This is a genomic window from Aminobacterium thunnarium (assembly GCF_055390565.1).
In genome coordinates this window covers 2041369-2059661 of sequence record NZ_AP042412.1, presented here as the reverse complement: position 1 = coordinate 2059661, position 18293 = coordinate 2041369, and the positions used below count along the sequence as shown (strand labels likewise).

Here is an 18293-nt window from a genome sequence, read left to right as displayed (position 1 = left end):
GCATGCATGACATAACTATAAAAATTCATTATAAATTAATGACGATGCGGAAGATATGTTCTTTTAGCCTTTCAATAAAGACTAAAATTATATTATGATGTTTCACGTGAAACATCATAAGTATCAATTTTGGAGGTGTATTCGTTTTGGAAAGTATATTTGCACCCTGGAGAATGGCATATATAGCAAATTCGAGCAAACAGGAATCATGCATCTTTTGTGACTTCCCTAAAATGAATGAAGATGAAAAGAATCTGATTATTTATAGGGGAAAATGTTGTTTTGTTATTTGCAACGCTTTCCCTTACAACCCAGGTCACCTTATGGTTGCTCCCTATCGTCATACTGCTCTGTATGAAAGCTTATCAGACGAAGAGCTTTTAGAAATGCATCATTTGGCGGGGCATTGTTTAAAAGTTCTAAAGAAAGTTATGAATCCCCAAGGGTTTAATCTAGGTGTTAATCTTGGTAAAGTTGGCGGAGCTGGATTCGATGGACATCTTCATTTGCATATTGTTCCTCGATGGAATGGAGATACAAATTTTATGCCAGTTTTAGGTGATACAAGGGTTATAGCAGAGAGTCTTGAAGAGACATATAAGAAAATCAAAAAGGCATGGCCTTTGAGCGATGAGAGATGAGTTTTGGGAGCCTGCAAAAAAGGCAGTATATGAAATAAAGATAAAGCGTTCTCTTTTTATTTCTCATGCTGCCCTTACGAAAAACGAAGAAGAAGCCAAAGAATATATTTTAAAAACTTCACAGGAACATAAACAAGCGACTCATAATTGTTGGGCATATAGATTAGGTGTCGAGCCAGTGCTTGAATATTATTCCGATGATGGCGAACCTTCGGGAACAGCCGGTAAACCAATATTGGGTGCCATACTCCATTCTGGGCTAACAAATGTAACTCTTGTGGTGACAAGGTATTTCGGTGGGATAAAACTTGGAGTAAGAGGACTTATAGAAGCATATGGAGAAGCAGCGTCTTTATGCCTAGAAGGGGCCGGACGTAAAAAGGCATATCTTGAGAAGAATTGTATTATTGTAGTTCCCTATTCTTTTTATAGTTCATTACTCTATCAACTTAAAAATATGGGGTTGAGAGAAGAAACATTCATCCCTTCTTTTAAGGAAGTTGTAACTTTTAACTGTTGTGTTCCCTTATCTATGGAAAAGGCCTTAGAATCGTATCTATGTGATCTTCAAGGACAATCTCTTATTGAAGAATGGAAGTGGGAAGATAATTAAGGTCAAGTTAGGTCAACTTCTTCGTTCTCTTTTTATATTTAAAAAGTAGCTCTTTACACCTCCTATTGTCAACCTATATAATATTGGAGTTGACAATAGGAGGTGCTGTTTGTGAGATTTTCGATACGATCAATGGCTTTAACGTCTCTCTTTGCAGTTTTAACGGCAGTAGGAGCTCAAATACGTATTCCTTTCCCCTTTGTTCCCATGACATTACATGTTTTCTTCGTCTTCCTTTCTGGATTTGTTTTGGGCCCCAAATATGGATTTTTATCACAATTTCTTTATGTGATGCTTGGACTTATAGGTTTGCCCGTTTTCACATCGGGAGGAGGAATACAAGTATTTATCTCTCCAACTTTTGGCTATTTAATTGGTTTTATTTTCGCGGCCTATTGTATTGGATCTATTTCGCATAACGAGAGAATGCCTTTTTTTGTGAGATATGGAGTTGCGCCCTTAATAGGCCTTATTCTCATTTATACAGTGGGGACATTGGGTCTTTATTTGAATTTGAATTTTATAGCAGGTAAAAATGTAGGTTGGTTAAAGGTTTTGCAAATAGGAGTGTTCCCTTTCATTATTTCAGATGTAATAAAAGGAATAGGAGCATCAGCTCTTGCGTGGAAAATTTTGCCTCTCCTTAAGAAATCAAACATGGTTCCTAGAAATATTTCGTAAATATAGTTTTTATAAATAAAAGGGGCACCTAAAAAGAGAACGAAGACATTGACTAATGTTGATCATTTATTGCTGTTGCAATGATTTCATCGATGTATTGTTTCACGTGAAACTTTCTCTCTGCCCCTTTATAGTTCATATAACGCACTTTTCCAAAAACCTTTCGCTCAGGCCAAGGACGATCGTGAAGACCTCCTATACTCCATGCAATTCCAGTATATCCATTGGGGTCTCGTCCATCGATTTCATAGGCGTCATTGAGGTATATAGCATTTTTAAGTGCTTCTTCTGGTGACCTAGACCACTCTAATATTTTTTTTGCCCAGTACATGCGCAACCAACCGTGTAATTTCCCATAAAAAATCATATCTTTTTGACATGCGTTCCATAGCGGATCATGGGTGTTGCTTTTTTCAAGGTTTTCTAAGGAGTAAAGAAACTCTCTTTTATCTTCTCTGTGTTCGTTAAGTGTTTTTTGTCCCCAATCAGGGAGCCCGTTAAGGGAATCATAATCAGGGGTATAAAAACAAAAATTATCAGCGAGCTCCTTCCTGATAATGAGTTCTTCTAAGAAAATATCAGATTGAGCTTTCACTTTGTTATTGTTTTTAGCATATTCATTTATAGTAAGAGCAACACGTTGCGATGAAATTTGTCCAAAATGTAAAAAGGGGGAAAGACCTGAAAGACAATCTTTTGTTGGATCATTTCGATACTCATTGTAGAGATGTAATTTAGTGTGAATAAATCTTTGGAGTTGTTCCATTCCAGATACATATCCTGGTTTTTGCAAAAACTTTGGAATTTCTTGTTTTAAGTATTTATATTTTCTAAGTAGAGCCTCTGGACTAATCTTACTGGAAATACTGTCTTCGTTGAAGGGATGAAATTTTAAAGGAGGGAAGGAAATTAAAAAATCTGCGATTTTTTTTAAAATTTTAGGGCGAAAAGTGTGTGCTGAATATTCTTTTTTTGGCGATGCTTCCCAACATGGAACGATATTATGGGCATCGACTTCATATATTGGAATATTTATGTTTCTTTTTAATTGATCAAGCCATTCTTTTTTAATACGGAGGGGATTAAAATCAGTAAAAAGTGTAGATGCCTTACTTTTATGAATAAATTGGGGTAGAGCACTAGAAGCTTCTCCTTCTAATAATATAAAGGGGATATTCAAAAGTGAAAGTTTACTCTCTACTTCTTTAAAATTACTGAGCATAAAATGATATGCCCGATAAGAAGCTTGTAAGTAAATAGGTGTAAAGCAAAAGACAACAAAAAACTTTCTTTTGTGGCGAATCGCAAAATCCTGACTTAATAAGAGTGCCCAATTGTCATCTGCTCGTTGATCTCTGTTCATCCAATAAATAACTGGCCCTTCTCCGTCCACTCCTTCTTGAATCAAACGAATTCTTTTATTTCTCATTGTTTTACCCCTTTGTCTTAAAGTTTAAAAAATGTTTATTTTTTATTAAATACGACAAAATGAGTAGCACTAATTCGTATTGATGATAAGATTATATTAACTACTTTTATAAACATTTATATACATACGTTATTTCCCGGGAAATAACTGTTGCATTAATTATGACATGAAGGGTGGCGTATTGTTCGATGATCCTGGCTTATATAGCACTCATTGGTCGAATTATTATGTTGGGTTTTGAAAGAATTGTTGTTAAAAAATTAGGTACTGGAGCAAATCCTAGCGCTGCCTTGATGTTGTTTGTTGGTTTAGCGGCATTATTTCTCTTTCCCTTCGCCATAGCAATCATTCTAAAAGGAAATATTGATTGGCTCTTTTTAAAATATGTAGCGACAAGCAGTCTAATTTATGCTTTTGCATTCCTTCTATATATCAAATCTTTGGCAGAAGGTGAAGCATCCCTTGTAGCACCTCTTTCTAACTTTAATATCCTCTTCTTGCTTTTTCTTTCCATAATTTTTCTTTCAGAAACGTTGTCTGTTTCTAAGGTGGTTGGGTTTCTTGTTCTGCTTTACGGCGCGACCTTTCTCAATAAACAGAAGAATATCTATTCTTCTGTAAAGGCGTTGCTAATTGATCGACCGTGTCAAATGATGATGATCTCTTCTCTTCTTGTTGCTGTGGGACGAGTTATAGATAAGGGAAATTCGACTTCTGCTTCGCCAGTTCTTTATTCATTTTTCCTCTATTTATTTATAGCGATCTATTTGGGGTTTTTTATGTTTTTGAAAGGAACAGCGAAAGAAGTATTTATTCTTTTTAAAGATCGTCCTTGGGTATCTCTGATAAGCGGGTTTATTAATGCGTATGCTTATTTATGCCTTCTTGTTTCGTTTAAATCTATAGAGGTAAGTATAGCGGAACCTCTTTCTATGTTAAGCATGGTTGTTACAGTTATTTTATCTTCGATTCTTTTGGGAGAAGACATCCGTTATCGTATAAAAGGGGTTATTTTTATGTTTGTAGGTGCCTGGTTTTTGTGCATAGCATAAAAAATTGTATTTTTAAAAATTTAACAAGAGATGAAGTGTTGAAATCTTTAACACTTCATCTCTTTAGAAACTTTTTATTCGAGCCATTCATCAATATTTAAAAGATAAATATGGTGTAGATGCTGGGTTAATTTTCCTGGTGTTCCATTACCCACTATTTGATCGCCTATTTTAACAACGGGTACAACTTCTTTTACTGTTCCCGTGATAAAGGCTTCTTCTGCATCTTTTAATTCTGATAAGAGAGGGCATCGTTCTTCAACTGGAATACTCTCTCTCTTGGCAAGTTCAAGTATAATTTGCCGTGTTGTACCAGAGAGAGCCCGACTTGTTGGCGCCGTAATAAGATGCCCATTTTTTACGAGAAAGAAGGTGCTGTGGGCTCCTTCTACGATTTCTCCTTCTGGACAATACAAAATTTCATAAGCTCCTTTGACATTCTTTTGCCCAGTGAAAGAAAGCATATAATTTATGCTCTTTGTGCTTGGAAGGTACCGCTCTGCATTTATGGGGTGGAGCATGACTCCTTTTTTATAGATATCTGGATTAGGCTTTTGTACAGCTTCAAAAACTACAAAAAATCTTGGTTCATTGAAAAGATGGTTTTCACCGAAGGAGTCTCCACCAGTAATATAGGGACGAATCATTGTTTCGCATCCCATTTTTTGAATTCCTTCACGAATAATGCGAGCAATGTTCTCTAGGGTAAGGGGCATGACTATAGACGAAGAAACAGCCGATCCTTCAAGACGTTTAAGATGAGGAGTCAACATGAGTGGCTTTCTTGAGTGAGTGCATATTGTCTCGAATACTCCAACGCCTCGCTGGATAATTAAATCAGTTACAGGAAGTTGAGCTTCATTGAGGGGTAAAAATTTCCCGTCGATATAACAAAGATTCATACAATTGTCACCTCTTTCGATCTCTGACGCCGTTTGCCATTATAACGTGGAAGATTGTATGTTGCATCTCTTTTTTGAAAGCCATGAGAAATGGTATTATTAATATATATGTGCAAGCAAAAGGGGGAAGGGGCCCTGCTTTTTTTCTTCGAAGGCGGCAAAAAAACAAGCAATAGAGCTGCATATTTTAGGATAAAGATAGGCAGAGTCCTTTTTATTTCGCTTATCTTAGGGGTATTATTTTACCTTCCTACAGGAGCCTATGCTCAAGAACGCTTAGTTCTTCTTCTTCATTCTTATCATAAAGGTTTCCCGTGGAGCGATGGAATAAGCAGAGGAGTATTAAATACTTTTCTTCAAAGTGACATAAACACTAGAGTTTTCATTGAGTATCTTGATGCCAAAAGATCTAGTCCTAAGCGGTATACATTCTTTCTGGAAAACACTCTTCGTTTAAAGTACCAAAAGAGAACTCCAGATGTTGTGATTTGTAGCGATGATGATGCCTACACTTTTATGCGTCATGCTGGGCGGCGAATTTTCCCTCATGTCCCTGTTGTATTTTGCGGGGTGAACAGCAGAGATTCTCTGCCAGTGGAAATAGATAGTCTTACAACTGGAGTTATAGAAAAATTGGATATCAAGGGGACGATGAATCTTGCCTTAAAAATGTTCCCCTCTACAGAAAATGTTGCTGTTATTTGCGATTTATCATCAACAGGAATGTGGGTTATAAATCAGCTACGAGAAGAAATGAGATTTTTTAAAGATAAAATTAATGAAATTGATTTAATTGGATTGCCTCACGAAAGTTTAGCCACGGAGCTTCAAAAACTTCCGCCTCAAACAATTATTTTCCTATTAATATACTTTCAAGATGGTGAAGGACATTTTTTCCCCACCGATGAAACGATTGCTTTTATACAAAAAGAGACTTCTTTCCCGATCTTTTCCGTGTGGGAAATGATGGTTGGAAATGGAGCCATTGGTGGGAGTGTCTTGCGAGCAGAACATCACGGGAAGCAAGCAGCGGAGCTTGCCATAGAAATACTTAAAGGTAAGGCACCGGCATCTATTCCAATAGGGGAGGATATCCCTGTCTTTATGGCTAATTATTCGGAACTTCGGCAACAAAATATTTCTATTCGTAGTTTGCCAAGAAAGACAATTCTGCTTGGTGAACCAGAAACTTTTTTTTATCGGTATAGGCGAATCATAGGTATAAATATTGCCATAATAATTATTCTTGCAATGCTGGTTCCAGCTCTTTATTTTAATGATAAGTTGCTTAAAAAAGAAATATCAGAATTACGAAAAGAGACAGAGCATTTAGAAAAACTTTTTGAAAACTCACCTCACGGAACAATCCTTACAAATGCTAAAGGTGAGATTCTGCGGGCTAATCGTGCCTTCCTTCGAATGTTTGGCTATGGTCGAGATGAAGTTAAAGGTAAAGAAATTGACTTCCTTTTGACAAAAGGAGGGACATTACAACAACACGCCCAAAATCTTACACGCATAACGACATTGGGGGGCGTTATATCGGAAAATGAAACATCAAGAGTATGTAAAGATGGAAATGTTATCCCAGTATCAATTTCAGGTTTTCCCTTAATGATAAACGGGGTATATCGTGGTAGTTACGGTATCTACACTGATATTTCCTCTCGTAAAGAAAATGAAAATATTATCCGTAAGCACTTAAAGTCCGAAGAAATCATTTCCTCCTTTTCAGCTCAACTTGTTAAAGGACAAGAGGTCGAAAATGTTATTTATACATCTCTTCATGAATTGAGACTTTTTTTAAATGCCCGATATATGGCTATATTTCTCTTTAGCGGAAGCGAATATGAAGACGGAAGAGCATATGTCAGGCACGAGAGAGAGAAAGAAAAAGATAGCTTTTTTACACTCTCTTTTGATGAGACGGAACCTTTGCGGCGAACATTGAAGTCTCAGCCTTTCTTTTCTTTGGATGATAGTCCCTTTACTTGGAACACCTCAGAGAAGAATGCAATTCTATTGCCTCGTAAGAATGAAACGATGGTTCTTTTTCCTCTTTTAAAAGAAGGGATCACTGCTGGTTGTATCTGTAGCGTTTTTGTGCGGAATAATGAAAATGAACATATTATTGAGGGGCTTTTAGGAATTTATTCTCATTTGTTGAGTTCTGCTTTTTTACGCAATGAAACAGAAAAGGTGCTTAAAAAAAATATACAGCTACTATCGAAAACATTTGAAGAGACATTCCACTTAATGAGCCGATTACTTGAAATAAAGGATCCCTACACAGCAGATCATCAGCAAAAAGTTGCCTTGCTTGCAAGAAGGATTGCCGAAAAAATGAATCTTACAGAAGAGCAAATAACAGCTGTTTATTACGCAGCCCTTGTTCATGATATAGGTAAAATCCCTATCCCCTCCTCAATTTTGAGCAAACCTGGACGTCTTAACGAGGCAGAATTTACCATTATTCAAAATCACGTAAATTTGGGGACAAATATCCTTTCTGCTATTGATTTTCCATGGCCCATTGCTGATATAGTGAGGCAACATCATGAACATATAGATGGAACTGGGTATCCCCGTAGGTTGAAAGGCGATGAGATTTCTATTGAAGCCAGAATAATCTGTGTAGCAGATGTTGTAGAAGCCATGTCTTCTTTTCGTCCCTATCGACCGGCACTGGGCATTGAGGAAGCTTTGGAAGAAATACAGAAAAAACGGAATATATGGTTTGATAGTAGAGTTGTAGATGCATGTCTTTCAATTTTTGAAGAAACAAATGGAGTTTTTTGGGATAAAATATAAAAAGATATTCAATAATATATAAAGTAGAGCAATAGTGAGAGTAGGCAAAATTATAATCAAGGGAGGTCGTTTTATGGTATTCCAAGTGTTAGCCATCAATCCTGGATCCACAAGCACGAAGGTTGCCTGGTTTCATGATGATGAGGAACAGTGGAGAGAAACGGTTCGGCATGATCCTGACGAGTTGGCACACTTTGAAGCCATAGCGGATCAATTTGAATTTCGCCTTGCCACAATTGAAAGAGCGGCTTTTTCTCATGGTTCTTCTTTTGATAAACTTAGTGCAGTTGTTGGGCGAGGAGGTCTTGTTGATCCTATTCCTGGTGGGACTTTTGCCGTTGATGATACATTATTGAAACGTCTAAGAGTAGGTAAACCTTGGGAACACGCATCGAATCTTGGCGGCATCATCGCTGATGCCATTGCCCGACCTCGTCATATTCCTGCCTTTATTGTCGACCCTGTCGCTGTTGACGAAATGAACGATATCGCTCGTATCACGGGTTTCCCTGAGCTTCCTAAAGTTTCGCTAGCCCATGCCCTTAATATCAAGGCGACAGTTCGTCGTGCTGCTAAAGATCTTGGGCGAGAATGGAATAAGTTAAATGTTGTAGTTGCGCATATAGGAGGTGGGTCAACTGTTTGTGCTCATTGTCAGGGGCGAATGGTCGATCTTAACAGCGGAAATGATTTCGGTCCCTTTTCACCAGAAAGGGCTGGAGGCTTGCCTGCCGGAGATTTAGCCAGGCTTTGTTTTAGTGGTAAATACAGCGAAAAAGACTTACTTCGAAGGTTAGTTGGTAATGGGGGAATGAAGGCATATCTTGGAACCAGCGATGTTCGAGAGGTAAAAAAGCGAATTGAATCTGGAGATGAAGAAGCCAAGCTTGTTTACGAAGCAATGGCATATCATTTCTCTAAAGAAATTGCGGCTCAGGCAATTGCTATGTCTGGAGACGTAGACGCTATTCTTATTACTGGTGGAGTCGCTTATGATAGTGATTTTGTCGCGTTGTTACAGACGAGAATACAATGGATTGCGCCAGTACTTGTTTACCCAGGGGAAGACGAAATGAAGGCGCTGGCTGAGGGGGCTCTTCGTGTGTTAAGAGGCGAGGAGCAAGCTCAAAATTATGAACAAAGGGTTGCAGGAGGCGGTGGTAGACATGATGCATAATCTCGACTTTCTGCTTGAATTATGCCAAACAGGAAGACGCATGAATCTAGCTGTAGCTTGCCCTTATGGGGACGATGTTCTTGGAGCAGTTTGCGAAGCCCATAAGAGAGGATTAATTAATGGGATTCTTGTTGGAGATTCTGAACAAATTAAGAAAAAAGCGGAAGCGCATGGTTTTGACCTTAAGGGACTTTCTTTTGTAGATGAAAAGAATGACTACGCAGCTACAGAAAAAGCGGTGCAAATGGTTTCATCGAAAGATGCTGATTTGTTAATGAAGGGTTTTGTAAAGACAGCTGTTTTGCTTCATGCCGTTTTGAACAAAGAGTGGGGGCTACGTGCAGGCTCTTTACTTTCTCATCTTTTCCTCTTCGAAATACCACTTCTCGATCGCAGAATTTTAGGAATATCTGATGGTGGAATGAATATGTATCCTGACCTAAATGCTAAGGTTGGTATTATTGAAAATGCTGTAAAATGTTACCATAAGATTGGTGTGAGCAATCCTCTCATTGCTGCGTTGGGAGCCGTTGAGGTTGTAAACCCCGATATGCCCGCCACCCTAGATGCTGCGGCTTTGACACAAATGAACCGACGTGGACAAATCAAAGGTTGTACTGTTGATGGCCCCTTTGCTCTTGATAACGCAGTAAGCGATGAGGCCGCTCGAATAAAGAATATAGATTCTCCTGTTGCAGGAAAAGCTGATATGTTGCTTGTTCCCTCAATTGAAGCAGGAAATATGATCGGAAAAGTATTGCTCTATATGACAGGTGGACGCGGGGCAGGTGTTATCCTTGGAGCGAAAAAACCCATAGTTTTGACGAGTCGTTTTGATTCAATGGAAACAAAACTGCTCTCCATAGCTTTGGGTGCTGTCGTTGCAAGTAAGGAATAAATATATTTTTAATCTATATAAGGAGGTTCTTTATACTCATGGAACAAATTCGTTCTTTGTCTCAGTTACTTGAATATGCGAAAAAGATAGGTGCAGAAAAAGGGCCGAAAAAACTTTCTGTTGCAATGGCAGAAGATGCGGGTCTGCTTTCTGCTATTGAAGAGGCTCGTGTTGCTGGCATTGCTGAAGCAATTCTCGTTGGACGCAAAGAGAAGATTGAAGTAGCAGCTAAAGAAGCAGGTGTTGATCTTGCTAACTATGAGGTTGTGGATGAGCCCAGAGGAGAATCTGCAATGGCTATGACGGCTGTTGAAAAAGTATCTTCTGGTCAGGCACACATCTATATGAAAGGACAGCTTCATACCAATCATTTTCTTCGGGGAATGCTTAATAAGGAAGTTGGTCTTAGAAAAGGCAAAAACACGATTTCACACTGCTATTTCCATTCAGTAGAAGGATATGACAGAGTTTTCTTTGTAGCAGATGCGGCCTTTAATATGTATCCCGACCTTCCCGCTAAAGCAAATATACTTCAGAACACTGTCAATTTTGCAAGGGCTTTTGGCGTTGAGGAACCTAAAGTTGCTGTTTTAGCAGCTGTCGAAGTAGTTAATCCCGATATGCCTTGCACTATAGATGCATCTGCTTTAACTCAGATGAATCGCAGAGGTCAGATAAAGAATTGTGTTGTTGATGGTCCCTTTGCCCTTGATAATGCTGTAAGTGAAGAGTCTGCTAAAACAAAGGGTCTCGTTTCTCCTGTGGCTGGTAAGGCTGATGTATTGCTTGTGCCAGATATTGAGGCTGGCAATATGATGGTCAAGGCTCTTGTTTACTTCTCAAAGAATGAGACAGCAGGACTTATTCTTGGAGCAGCCGCTCCAGTTATTCTTACAAGCAGAGCAGATTCACCCAGAGCTAAACTCCTTTCCATTGCAGCAGCAGTTCTCCTTTCATCCTTTGAAGAAAAATAATAATTTTAATATATGGAAGGGCTACATAATGTAGCCCTTCTTAAAAACTGAGGGGGAAAAAAATGAGAGTGCTAGCAATTAACCCTGGTTCCACGAGCACAAAAGTAGCTCTTTATGAAGACGGAACAGAGCTTTGGAGCGACACTCAACGATATAGCGTAGATGACATTAAGCGATTTCCCTCAATTTCAGATCAAGAAGAATTCCGTCGCAATGAAATAAGAAAGGCACTAAATTCTCACAATACGGATTTATCCTCTCTTGACGCTGCAGTAGGACGTGGCGGCTTGCTAAAACCTATTCCAGGCGGAACGTATGTTGTAAACGAGCCTATGTTAGATGATTTACGTTCGTGCCGATATGGTTCTCATGCGTGTAATTTAGGTGCTCCTCTAGCGATTCACTTAGCGCAGGAAGGCGGATGCAACAAAGCATTTATCGTCGATCCTGTGGTTGTTGATGAAATGATTCCCGAAGCTCGTCTTTCCGGTTTGCCCGAGATTGAACGGCGGTCTTTATTTCATGCTCTTAATCAGAAAGCTGTTGCGCGACGTGCTGCAGCAGAGATTGGTAAAAAAGTTGATGACTGTAATTTTATCGTTGCCCACATGGGAGGAGGCGTATCGGTCGGTGCCCATGATCACGGCCGAGTCGTTGATGTAAATAATGCCCTTGATGGCGAAGGTCCATTTTCACCTGAAAGATCAGGTTCCCTTCCCGCAGGTGGATTAGTCCATTTAGCCTTTAGTGGAGAGTATGATCTTAACAGCCTTTTGAAGCGTATGGTTGGTGGAGGAGGTCTTGTTGCCCATCTTGGAACAAACGATTTACGGGAAGTTCAACGTAGAATCGTTGAAGATCATGACGAGAAGGCATCCCTTATTTTTGAAGCCCAGACATACCAGATTTCTAAAGAAATAGGTGCCTGTTCAGCTGTTCTAAAGGGATGTGTAGACGCTATAGTCCTAACAGGAGGTTTGGCCTATAGTGAAATGTTCGTTGAGAAAATCCGTCAACGAGTATCATTTATTGCTCCAGTAATAGTCTATCCTGGCGAGGACGAAATGAAGGCTCTTGCGGAAGGGGCCCTTCGTGTTCTTCAAGGAGTTGAAAAAGCGAAAGAGTACCGCTAAAAACAGATAAAGAATCAGGTTTTAACATGATTTTGAGGGACTGTCGTAGCCGGCTGTCCCTTTTTTTATGTTTACAGAAAATTCGTATAATGTTACCATAGAAATAATTTCATATAATAGATTTTAAATTCATGGAGTGAAACGAATGGTCGAAAATAAGGAGAACCCAAACAAAAGTCAGATACGCGTTATAGATCGTGTTTTTTCTATTCTTTTCTTTATGGGACACGCCAAGGAACCGCTTGGAGTAACAGAGATCGCTAAGAGCGTGGATTTGCCGAAGGCAACAGTATATCGCATTCTCGACAGTCTCATAACACATAGAGTCGTAACAGAGCGTGAAGGGCGATATGAGATAGGGCCCGCTACTCTTTTTTTAGCTGATGCATATCGCTCTCAAGTTGTATTTTCTGAGATAGCACGTCCCTTTCTTGAAAATCTGAATCATGAAACCAAAGAGACTATTCATCTCTTTATATTTGACCGCGAAGAACTTTTTTATATCGATAAGCTTGAAAGTCCTTATCAGGTAAGAATGCATTCTCGTGTAGGAGTAAAAGGTTCTCTTATTAACCTTTCTGCAGGTAAGGCTATTCTGTCCTCTCTTCAGTGGGAGGATGTTTGTCGTATTTTAGGTGTGGATGCAACACAGGAACTTCATGAAGAGTTAGAAGAAATTCGACTAAGAGGATATGCAGTGGATAACGAACGAAATGAGAAAGGCCTTCGATGTGTTGGATCTGTTATTGTAAATGGTAGCTTAAAACCATTGGGAGGGTTAAGTATCTCTGCGCCCGTATATCGTTTTGATTCTGCAATGATAACTGACTATGGTGATAAGGTTCATAAAACAGCGCAAGCCATAAGTAGCGCATTGCTTCAATATGAGCAAAAAAGATTTAAAAAATAAATAAGCTTCAAGGCGAAGGAGGAACATGAAATGCTTAAAACCCCTAAGTTAGTAATGATTCCAGGTCCCACTCCCGTAACCCGTTCCATCCAAGATCAAATGGGCAGAGAGACAGTAGCTTTTGGTGACTCATCCTTTGTTCAGGATTACAAAGAAGTTTTGGCTGATTTGAAAGAACTCTGGAAGTGTAGTGGCGAAGTTTTCGTTATTGCAGGTTCAGGAACATTAGCTATGGAGATGGCCATAGCTAATATTACCAAACGAGGCGATAGTGTTCTCATTTGTTCCAATGGTTTTTTCGGAGATCGTTTTATTGATATGTGCCAGAGAAAGGGGCTTGATGTCGAACTTCTTTCTGCCCCATGGGGTACATCTGTTACAGCTGAAGATGTGGAAAAAAAGCTTGCCGAAAAAAAATACGATGTGGTTACAGTGACTCACGTGGAAACGTCTACTGGCGTTATGGCTCCCATCGAAGCTATTGGAAAAGTTGTTAAAGCCCACGGAGCTCTTTATGTTGTCGATGGTGTTGCTGCATCTGCAGGGGCAGAAGAATATGTTGATCCAATGGGAATTGACGTTCTTCTTACATGTTCACAAAAAGCTTTTGGAGTTGCCCCTGGCCTTGCAATCCTTTGGGCAAGTACCAAAGCAGTGGAAAAAAGACGTTCTCTTGAGACAATCCCCGAGTCATACGCAGACTTTGAAAAATGGCTTCCGGTAATGCATGATCCCTCTAAATATTGGGGAACTCCCGCTGTTAATCTCGTATGGGCACTTAAAGAATCTGTACGAATCATAAAGGAAGAAGGAATTGCTGAACGCTATGCACGCCATCTTCGCCAGGCCGATCTCTTTGATGGAGCTCTTGAGACGTTAGGTTTTAACGTAGCCGCAGAGAAAGCATTCCGTGCGCCGACCCTTTCAGTTTACCTTTACCCAGAAGGAAGCGCTGTTGATGACGCCACATTTAGAAAAATATTGGCTGAAGAAGGAGCGCAGACAGCTGGTTGTCTTGGAGATTTTGCAGGAAAGGGTTTTAGAATGGGGCATATGGGCAATGTTGATAAACATATTCTAGTTTCTGCTATTGCCGCAGTAGAGCGAACGGCTATGCGTTGCGGAATGGATATTGAACCAGGGAAAGGATTGGCTGTCTTGCAAAAAGGATTGGTGGAAGAACATTAATTTTTAGAGTGGGGGTATCTCTTATGTTTGAACCACGAGGTATTTTTGCTCCAGTAGCGACGACTTTTAACGACTTAGGTAACATTGATCTTCAGAAATATAAAGAGAATACTGTGAAATTTAGTAAAACAGGTCTGGCCGGTCTGGTTATTCTCGGAAGTAATGGCGAATTTGTTATGCTTGATATGGGAGAGAAAGTCTCCTTGGTTGAAACGGCGAGAAAAGCCCTTCCTTCCTCAATGAGAGTTATTGCGGGAACAGGATGTGAGTCTGTTCGAGATACTATAGAACTTACCAGGCGATGTGCAGATGTAGGGGCAAATGCTGCCCTTGTAATAACGCCTCACTTTTTTAAAAAAGATATGAATTCTCAGACACTTGAAAATTTCTTTATTGCTATAGCTGATGCCTCTCCTATCCCGATTATGCTTTATAACATGCCTGGAAATGCCGGAGTCAATATCCCCCCATCTCTAGCAGTAGCTCTTTCTAAGCATCCCAATATAGTGGGAATTAAAGATAGCTCTGGAAATATTGTTCAAATAGCTGAAGTTATTGCTGGGACAAAAGAAAATAAATTTTCGGTTTTTGCAGGATCAGGAAGTTTTCTCCTTCCTACCCTTCTACTTGGTGGAGTTGGTGGAACTCTCGCAGTTGCTAATGTGGTTCCTGAATATTGTGTATCCCTTTATAACGCCTGGAACAATAAGGAACTCGATAAAGCCAGGGAACTTCAATTGGGATTGCTTGAGCTTAATGCTGCTGTTACGGGACGTTTTGGTATTGGAGGCATGAAAGCCGCTATGGAAATGGCAGGATATTGGGGCGGAAAACCAAGATTGCCGATTCTCCCAGCCACTGAGACAATGAGAGAAGAGATTCAAAGAATCTATGACAGGACGATTTCCCATTTCTCTCGAATTGAAGGAAAAGAATATTGAAAATAAGAGGCCAGGGATTATCTTTTCCTGGCCTCTTCGATTATACTTATGCCCGAGCTTGAACCGAAAATGGTTGCTCCTACGTCAATGAAAGCCTGAATTTGAGCTAGATTTCTAACACCGCCAGATACTTTTATTCCTTTTTCTCCATTGATTGTTTTTGCGATAACTTCCACCTCTTGTAAAGTAGTATCCTTTCCACAAAAACCTGTGCTTGTTTTTATGAAATGGATTCCTTTGTGATTCAGAGCGATACGGCACACTTGTTCTATTTCTTCATAGGAGAGAAGAGGTGTTTCTATAATCAGTTTAAGAATCTTTCCTTTGGCAGATTTGCAAAGTTCACTCATCTCTTGATCTACTTCGTTCCAGTTTCCCGACTTCACATTATTAATATTAATAACAACATCAAGGTCCGAAAGAGCGTTATCCAGATTTTTGTACATGTCAATTTCATAACATTTTATGGCAATCGAAGTATATCCAAGAGGGAACCCAACAACGGCGGAGAAAAAACAGGGGATATTTTTAGAAAGAGAAGAGTGAATAACTTTTTCAATAGCAAAAGGAGGAATAACGAGAGATCTGAAATGATAAGGTAAGCTTTTTAAAACAAAATTTTTAATATCGGCCCACGTTGCCGTTTGTTTAAGCAGAGTATTGTCTACTATTTTTTCTACATTTTTGAAATCCATGCGAACCCCTCCGATCTTTTTATAACTATACCATTCTTGATAAAAATGCCTTTTTGACGGACGCTACGTCACCATGTAGAATAAGACAACACTCCTTATAAAAGGAGATGAGAGGAGGCCCTCATGGTTCAGATAAAAGAAGGTAACACGGTATCAGTGCATTACAAGGGCACTTTAGATGATGGTACAGTATTCGACACTTCAGAAGGCCGTGATCCGTTAAAATTTACAGTAGGCGCAGGCCAGGTTATTGAAGGGTTTGATAAAGCGGTTTTAGATATGTCTATCGGAGATTCTAAGACAGTTACAATCCCTGCAGCAGAAGCATATGGGGAATATGAGCCTAATTTGATGGCCGAGGTCCCTGCAGAGCATATTCCAGGTGATCTTGAACCCAAGACTGGAGAAGTGTTACAAGTCCAAACACCAGATGGGCATGTTTTCAATGCTTTAGTTGTGGATGTGAGTGAGAAAGGCATGATGCTTGATGCCAATCATCCCCTGGCAGGAAAAGCGCTTACGTTCGAAATAACAATTGTGGAAATCGAAGAATAAAAAGGGAACCTCCGAAGGAATGCTTAGCCTCTCGGGGGTTTTCGCTTATAAAAGGGTGCTATCATACAGAATCATTTCTTTTGTAGGCTTGAGACAAAACTTTTTCCAGTGTAAAGTAAGGGTAGAATAATAAATAATATGAAAAAGAAAAAATAAAAAAGAGGAATATATATTCCTCAAAATCCAGCCGCAAGGAGTGATGTGCATATGCTGACGGAGAACATCGTTACGGTGGCCGGGACTCTGCATCACGTCCAGGGTAAAAAGATTCTTCAAAATAGGTTGGGTGAGTATGTGACCTTTGCACTAAAGCAAGAAACCCCTTGGGACGATGGGAGTACCCGGCGCGATTTTCTACTTATGCGGGCGTATCAACCGGAACTGAGAAAATGGGTTCTGAGCCGTAAGGAGGGCACGACTGTACGAGTAGAAGGAGATGTTCGTTCGTCACTTGGCAGCGGAGAGATGTATGTTCTTGTTCGGGCGATAGAAGAAATTTAAGGGAGGTTTTGTGCCTCCCTTTTTTCGTGGCCTTGTTGCACTTGGCGAAAATGTCCTGTTCGTGGTATATATGTTCTCCATACGAAGCAAGGTAAAGGAGTTGGAAGAGGCAAAATGATGGAAAATAACGTAAAAATAACTGGAGTATTACATTTTATTGAAGGCGAAAAAGAGCAAGTCAGCCGTATGGGAAAGTATGTTGCTTTTGCGGTAAAACAGGATACGCCATGGGAAGATGGCAACGTTCGCCACGATTTTCTTCTGATGCGGGCGTTTGGTTCCACTGAGCAGGCTTGGGTATTGGCTCATGAGGAAGGGACGCCTGTTCGCGTCGAAGGGAAACTTCGCTCTTCTGCTGGAAGTGGCGAGATGTATATTCAGGTAGATACAATCGAAGAAGTAAAAGACTAATAAGTTATTAAAGAAAAAAGGCAGAAAACGGGGTATTTATAAATCCCGGTTTCCTGCCTTTTTGCGTAGCATCAGCGAACTATTGTTTCGAGAGCTTGAAGAGCTTTTTCATAATCTGGTTCGTTAGTAGCTTCTGGAACGATTTCTATATACCTAATAATATCGTCTTTATCTGCAATAAAGACGGCACGAGTAAGTAAACGAAGTTCTTTAATCAAAACACCCCAATTTGTGCCGAAAGAGGCATCTCTATGGTCAGAAAGAGCAATAGCGCTTTCAATGCCTTTGGTAGCGCAAAAACGTTTTAAGGCAAAAGGAAGATCCATTGAAATATTTAAGATGGCCACGTCATCAGGTTGATTGGCAGCATCTTCGTTGAACCAATGGATTTGCAAGTCGCAGACGGGAGTATCAAGTGACGGGGTTACAGAAATAACTTTAATGCATCCTGAAAAATCGCGTAGAGTTTTCGAAGTTAGATTCTGGTCAAGAACGTTGAATTCAGGAGCTTTGTCACCTATCGAAAGAGCAGGGCCAATAAGGGTTAACGGATTTCCCTTCATAGTTACGATTCCTGTTTTTTCCATAAAAAGTCACCTCCATATACTTCATACCAGTATTTAATTTTATCATAAAAAATATTTGAATACTGCACCCTGATAAAATAGTGGCGTAAATATGAAAAATGTGTAAAATAAAATAGGTATATGAAAAAATAACCAAAATGTAATCTAAGGTATTTTTAGAAAACGGGGGCGTAGCGCACACTGTAAAGTGGAGG

General features: G+C 39.7%; 19 protein-coding genes. 15 read left to right on the top strand and 4 right to left on the bottom strand.

The window, feature by feature from the left end; translation table 11 throughout:
* Window positions 1–146: 146 nt before the first annotated feature.
* From ACZ5GY_RS10105 to ACZ5GY_RS10095, 3 genes are all read left to right on the top strand, one after another.
* Window positions 147–641 (top strand): HIT family protein, encoded by a 495-nt coding sequence (locus ACZ5GY_RS10105; protein WP_213691851.1) that lies wholly within the window; start codon window positions 147–149, stop codon window positions 639–641.
* Window positions 631–1254, top strand: a complete 624-nt coding sequence (locus ACZ5GY_RS10100) for an IMPACT family protein (protein ID WP_213699758.1) — start codon at window positions 631–633, stop codon at window positions 1252–1254. The genes ACZ5GY_RS10105 and ACZ5GY_RS10100 overlap by 11 nt, the downstream gene beginning before the upstream one ends.
* Before the next feature lie 111 nt (window positions 1255–1365).
* Window positions 1366–1935, top strand: a complete 570-nt coding sequence (locus ACZ5GY_RS10095; RefSeq protein ID WP_213696080.1) for a biotin transporter BioY — start codon at window positions 1366–1368, stop codon at window positions 1933–1935.
* Window positions 1936–1987: 52 nt separating this feature from the next.
* Here ACZ5GY_RS10095 and ACZ5GY_RS10090 read toward each other — a convergent pair whose 3' ends face one another.
* Window positions 1988–3364 (bottom strand): deoxyribodipyrimidine photo-lyase, encoded by a 1377-nt coding sequence (locus ACZ5GY_RS10090; protein ID WP_213699757.1) that lies wholly within the window; start codon window positions 3362–3364, stop codon window positions 1988–1990.
* Between the two features lie 188 nt (window positions 3365–3552).
* Here ACZ5GY_RS10090 and ACZ5GY_RS10085 point away from each other — a divergent pair, with 188 nt between their 5' ends.
* Window positions 3553–4416: an EamA family transporter gene (locus tag ACZ5GY_RS10085; RefSeq protein WP_213695946.1), complete on the top strand. Its 864-nt coding sequence runs from the start codon at window positions 3553–3555 to the stop codon at window positions 4414–4416.
* 74 nt (window positions 4417–4490) lie between these two features.
* On the opposite strand, the gene ACZ5GY_RS10080 is transcribed toward ACZ5GY_RS10085, so the two are convergent.
* Window positions 4491–5318 (bottom strand): aminotransferase class IV, encoded by an 828-nt coding sequence (locus tag ACZ5GY_RS10080; protein ID WP_213692063.1) that lies wholly within the window; start codon window positions 5316–5318, stop codon window positions 4491–4493.
* A gap of 108 nt (window positions 5319–5426) precedes the next feature.
* Here ACZ5GY_RS10080 and ACZ5GY_RS10075 point away from each other — a divergent pair, with 108 nt between their 5' ends.
* The 8 genes from ACZ5GY_RS10075 to ACZ5GY_RS10040 all read left to right on the top strand — a co-directional run bounded on the left by ACZ5GY_RS10075 (window position 5427) and on the right by ACZ5GY_RS10040 (window position 15350).
* The gene (locus ACZ5GY_RS10075; RefSeq protein WP_464111836.1) at window positions 5427–8129 is read left to right on the top strand and encodes an ABC transporter substrate binding protein; all 2703 of its coding nucleotides are present in this window, start codon (window positions 5427–5429) and stop codon (window positions 8127–8129) included.
* Between the two features lie 73 nt (window positions 8130–8202).
* A complete protein-coding gene (gene buk, locus ACZ5GY_RS10070) occupies window positions 8203–9306 on the top strand; it encodes a butyrate kinase (protein ID WP_213692065.1) in 1104 nt (367 codons plus the stop codon).
* Window positions 9296–10204, top strand: a complete 909-nt coding sequence (locus ACZ5GY_RS10065) for a bifunctional enoyl-CoA hydratase/phosphate acetyltransferase (RefSeq protein WP_323402025.1) — start codon at window positions 9296–9298, stop codon at window positions 10202–10204. Before buk (ACZ5GY_RS10070) ends, ACZ5GY_RS10065 begins: the two co-directional genes overlap by 11 nt.
* Before the next feature lie 38 nt (window positions 10205–10242).
* Entirely contained in the window at window positions 10243–11178 is a 936-nt protein-coding gene (locus tag ACZ5GY_RS10060; RefSeq protein ID WP_213692067.1) for a bifunctional enoyl-CoA hydratase/phosphate acetyltransferase, read from the top strand.
* 62 nt (window positions 11179–11240) lie between these two features.
* Window positions 11241–12311: a butyrate kinase gene (gene buk, locus ACZ5GY_RS10055; protein ID WP_213692068.1), complete on the top strand. Its 1071-nt coding sequence runs from the start codon at window positions 11241–11243 to the stop codon at window positions 12309–12311.
* Between the two features lie 145 nt (window positions 12312–12456).
* The gene (locus ACZ5GY_RS10050; protein WP_213695280.1) at window positions 12457–13221 is read left to right on the top strand and encodes an IclR family transcriptional regulator; all 765 of its coding nucleotides are present in this window, start codon (window positions 12457–12459) and stop codon (window positions 13219–13221) included.
* A 30-nt stretch (window positions 13222–13251) separates the two neighbouring features.
* Window positions 13252–14409, top strand: coding sequence for a pyridoxal-phosphate-dependent aminotransferase family protein (locus tag ACZ5GY_RS10045; protein WP_213692070.1), 1158 nt, complete (start codon window positions 13252–13254; stop codon window positions 14407–14409).
* 23 nt (window positions 14410–14432) lie between these two features.
* Window positions 14433–15350 (top strand): dihydrodipicolinate synthase family protein, encoded by a 918-nt coding sequence (locus ACZ5GY_RS10040; RefSeq protein WP_307879716.1) that lies wholly within the window; start codon window positions 14433–14435, stop codon window positions 15348–15350.
* A gap of 17 nt (window positions 15351–15367) precedes the next feature.
* Here the strand turns inward: ACZ5GY_RS10040 and deoC are convergent, their stop codons facing one another.
* Complete coding sequence (deoC, locus tag ACZ5GY_RS10035) at window positions 15368–16045, bottom strand: deoxyribose-phosphate aldolase (protein ID WP_213701574.1); 678 nt, start codon at window positions 16043–16045, stop codon at window positions 15368–15370.
* A gap of 123 nt (window positions 16046–16168) precedes the next feature.
* Between deoC and ACZ5GY_RS10030 the strand changes: the two genes are divergently transcribed.
* The 3 genes from ACZ5GY_RS10030 (at window position 16169) to ACZ5GY_RS10020 (ending at window position 17512) form a co-directional block, all read left to right on the top strand.
* A complete protein-coding gene (locus ACZ5GY_RS10030) occupies window positions 16169–16600 on the top strand; it encodes an FKBP-type peptidyl-prolyl cis-trans isomerase (RefSeq protein ID WP_213692073.1) in 432 nt (143 codons plus the stop codon).
* Between the two features lie 207 nt (window positions 16601–16807).
* Window positions 16808–17101: a DNA-binding protein gene (locus ACZ5GY_RS10025; protein WP_213692074.1), complete on the top strand. Its 294-nt coding sequence runs from the start codon at window positions 16808–16810 to the stop codon at window positions 17099–17101.
* Window positions 17102–17218: 117 nt separating this feature from the next.
* Complete coding sequence (locus ACZ5GY_RS10020; RefSeq protein ID WP_307879681.1) at window positions 17219–17512, top strand: DNA-binding protein; 294 nt, start codon at window positions 17219–17221, stop codon at window positions 17510–17512.
* A 71-nt stretch (window positions 17513–17583) separates the two neighbouring features.
* On the opposite strand, the gene tpx is transcribed toward ACZ5GY_RS10020, so the two are convergent.
* A complete protein-coding gene (gene tpx / locus ACZ5GY_RS10015; protein WP_213692076.1) occupies window positions 17584–18099 on the bottom strand; it encodes a thiol peroxidase in 516 nt (171 codons plus the stop codon).
* Between the last annotated feature and the right edge of the window lie 194 nt (window positions 18100–18293).